Genomic DNA, 3,627 nt, shown 5'->3' with positions numbered 1-3,627 from the left:
GAAGCATCATTTATTTAAGTTAGATACATATTATATGTACGAAGGCATTTCATTTACACAAGATTCTTGACGCTACCGAGCCTTCGTATTTGTCAAGTAATAGCTACCTTCATCAGTTTGTTTTATCCCATAGACTTTTAACCCATTTTCATAATAAAATGGGCGATTGTCCGTTGTATCCTTATAATTTATTTCATACTTAGATTTTTCACTAGCTGATTGTTCAGCGTTACTTTTATCTGTAGTCAGAGAATAAGACGCTACTTCATTATTTGTGGAGTTTGCTGAACTATTTGGAATTTCTGCATTTGCTGCACTTGCTGCACTTGCTGCACTTGCTGCACTTGCTGCACTTGCTGCACTTGCTGCACTTGCTGCACTTGCTGCATATTGTGCGAACATGTCTGCATTGTCAAAACTATTATTTATCACGCCACTATCAACATCATTACTCGTTTCAATACTGGCATTCGCATTAATCTCACCACTACCTAAAACAATCCCTAATGCCGTAGTACACAACAAAAAAATTGTGCTTAAACTTTTATTTCCATTAACCATTATTATCTCATCCAAAGTTTGACTCAAGGACATTTTACCACAAGCATTGTCTCTTTACTAAGTAGCCAAAATTATATAGTAACACCTCGAGTAAAAAAAATTAAAAAAGCATGCAACAAGTAAAAGCCGCTTTACAAGTAACACACCGTTTATTTTTATTTGTCAATCTTGTTTATCTAATTGATAAATATCCCAGAAATATACCACAATCGTCCGTACAACAGCATAGAATGGAATGCATAAAATCATCCCCGCTATCCCAGCAATATTACCTGCAGCTAATAACAGGACAATAATTGTCAAAGGATGAATATTTAAACTCTTTCCAATAATATTTGGATAAATAATATTACCATCCACTTGTTGAACAATAAGCACAATGATAATAACCCAAATTATCTTATCTTGCGCCATTGTCAGTGACACGATTAACGCAGGTGTAATACCTATATATGGGCCAACATACGGAATAATATTGGCCATCCCAGCAATAATCCCTAATACAACTGCCAAAGGTTGTCCGATAATTAAATAACCAATGGTAGTAAAAACAGCAACAAACAGACACTCAATAACTTGACCAGAGATATATGATGAAAGAGTTGCGCTCATTTTGGTTAATAAGCCACTGACTTCATCACTACGCTTGCCGGGAGTAATCTTTTGAATGCTTGGTACCAATTTTTGACCATCTTTAAGCATATAAAACAACATCACGGGAACAGTGATGGCAACAACTGTGACACTCGTAATGGTGCTAATAATGGTGCCTAGGCTTTTCGATAGCCCAGTCAGGAATGTTTCTGCATAAGTTCCAATTTTAGAATCTACTTTATCCAGATAAGTACTGAAATCAACTTGCTTAAATAATTTAGACTCACTGAGTTTACTGATAATTTTGTTTATTTGATTTGCTGTATCAGGTAATGCTTTAACCAACGAAGTAAATTCGTTAATGATGGTTGGAATTAATAATCCAATTCCTCCCAAGATGATTAATACCAGTATTAAAACCACAAACAGACTCGCAAAACTACGATTTAAACCAAACTTTTTATACCGAAGTTTTGAAAGACGTGTTACGAGCGGATTTAACATATAAAATAAAAAGCCTGCAATAACAAACGGTACAAAAACTACCGATACAAATGTAAACAACGGTTCAAAGACAAATTTAATTTTCGTACAAACAAATATGATTGCGACCACTGCCAAAATTTCCAGCGTCCAAAAGAGCATTTTAATTTGTTTAGTATTTGCATTTTTCAAACGAAATCCCCCACTCTTAAGATTACAATTTTGATGTCAACTCGACATCGGGATATTTTCCCTTAAACCAATTTTCAGCAAATTGGTTTTCAAAAAGAAATAATGGTGCATCTTGACGATCTTTAACTAATAAATTACGAGAAGATGCCATCTTCTCATCCAATTGATCCGGATTAATCCATCTGGCAGTTTTATGACCTAAGTTCTCCATCACAATTTCTGAATTGTATTCGTTTAACATCCTAAATTGGAAAACTTCAAACTGTAATTGTCCAACTGCTCCAAGAATATATTCGTTACTGCTGTAACTGCGATAGAGTTGAACCGCACCCTCCTGAACCAATTGTTCAATTCCTTTATGGAACGATTTTTGCTTCATCACATTTTTAGCCATTACTCTCACAAACAATTCCGGAGTAAATTGTGGTAGTTTTTCAAATTCAACTTTAGCTTTACCAGAATAAATAGAATCACCTATTTGAAAGTTACCAGTATCATATAATCCAATAATATCACCCGCAACTGCTGTTTCAACAATTTCACGACTATCCGCCATAAATTGAGTTGAATTGGAAAGTCTAATAGCTTTTCCTGTTCGACCAAGCGTTACATCCATCCCACGATCAAATTCACCAGAACAAATTCTAACAAAAGCAATACGATCACGATGTTGAGGATTCATATTTGCTTGGATTTTAAATATAAATCCGGAAAATTCATTGTCAGTTGGTTCAATCACAGTTTCAGCCAATGTTTTATGTGCGCTTGGCTTTGGTGCATAGTTCAAGTAAGTTTGAAGAAATGTTTCAACCCCAAAATTAGTTAACGCTGATCCAAAGAATACAGGTGTTAAATCACCGGTTGCAATTTTGTCCTCATCTAAACTGTTCCCAGCGGCGTCAATTAATTCAATTTCATCCAATGTATCTTGCCAGATACTGTCCTGACGTAGGGGATGATCAGTAGGAATTTGTCCTTCACTATCCAATTGTAAATATGGATTAGCATCGTCTTCTGGGTGTGTTAAGGCTACCCGATGATTGTAACGATCATATAAGCCCTTTAAACCACGGCCCATGCCAATTGGCCAATTCATAGGGTAAGTTTCAATACCCAGGACTTCTTCCACCTCAGAGAGCAAATCAAGAGGTTCACGGGCATCTCGATCAAACTTATTCATAAAAGTAAAAATAGGAATGCCACGCATTTTACAAATTTGAAATAGTTTCTTTGTTTGTGGTTCAATACCTTTTGCCGCATCAATTACCATTACGGCAGAATCAACCGCCATCAAAGTCCGATACGTATCTTCAGAAAAGTCCTCATGACCTGGAGTATCCAAAATGTTGATTTTTTTTTCATCGTAGTCAAATTGCATTACTGAACTAGTCACAGAAATTCCACGTTTTTTTTCAATTTCCATCCAATCCGATTTCGCAAATGTACCAGATTTTTTTGCTTTAACGGTACCGGCCTCCCGAACTACCCCTCCAAAAAGGAGCATTTGTTCCGTAATAGTTGTTTTACCAGCATCCGGATGAGAAATGATGGCAAAAGTTCTACGCTTATTTACTTCATTTGATAGTTCACTGTTATTCATCTATATTTTGTCCTCTTTCGAAAAATCATTCTATACAATAGTAATATACCAACAAAGTAAAGTCCACGTAAAATAAATTCTTTCATCAAAAATAAGGTAAGCACCCAATAACAAACCGGCTATAATTACGCACTTCAGTGCGATAGAATCACTTTATCAAATATGATGAGGTGATTTTTTTGAATAATGACCAAGAA

At 35.6% G+C, this 3,627-nt stretch carries 3 protein-coding genes; all 3 read right to left on the bottom strand.

Features of this window, described 5'->3' with window-relative positions:
* Nucleotides 1–72 precede the first annotated feature (72 nt).
* A complete protein-coding gene (locus FFM59_RS09740; protein ID WP_137602830.1) occupies nucleotides 73–561 on the bottom strand; it encodes a hypothetical protein in 489 nt (162 codons plus the stop codon).
* Between the two features lie 162 nt (nucleotides 562–723).
* A complete protein-coding gene (locus tag FFM59_RS09735) occupies nucleotides 724–1,800 on the bottom strand; it encodes an AI-2E family transporter (protein ID WP_137602831.1) in 1,077 nt (358 codons plus the stop codon).
* A gap of 52 nt (nucleotides 1,801–1,852) precedes the next feature.
* Entirely contained in the window at nucleotides 1,853–3,430 is a 1,578-nt protein-coding gene (locus tag FFM59_RS09730; protein WP_137602829.1) for a peptide chain release factor 3, read from the bottom strand.
* Between the last annotated feature and the right edge of the window lie 197 nt (nucleotides 3,431–3,627).

The organism is Paucilactobacillus nenjiangensis (assembly GCF_005405445.1).
GTDB lineage: Bacteria > Bacillota > Bacilli > Lactobacillales > Lactobacillaceae > Paucilactobacillus > Paucilactobacillus nenjiangensis.
This window is presented reverse-complemented; position numbering and strand designations above follow the sequence as displayed.

What these genes read in the sequence shown, in the direction of transcription:
- FFM59_RS09740 (WP_137602830.1), bottom strand. Translation starts at nt 561, where the DNA reads ATGGTTAATGGAAATAAAAGTTTAAGCACAATTTTTTTGTTGTGTACT.
- FFM59_RS09735 (WP_137602831.1), bottom strand. Translation starts at nt 1,800, where the DNA reads ATGCTCTTTTGGACGCTGGAAATTTTGGCAGTGGTCGCAATCATATTT.
- FFM59_RS09730 (WP_137602829.1), bottom strand. Translation starts at nt 3,430, where the DNA reads ATGAATAACAGTGAACTATCAAATGAAGTAAATAAGCGTAGAACTTTT.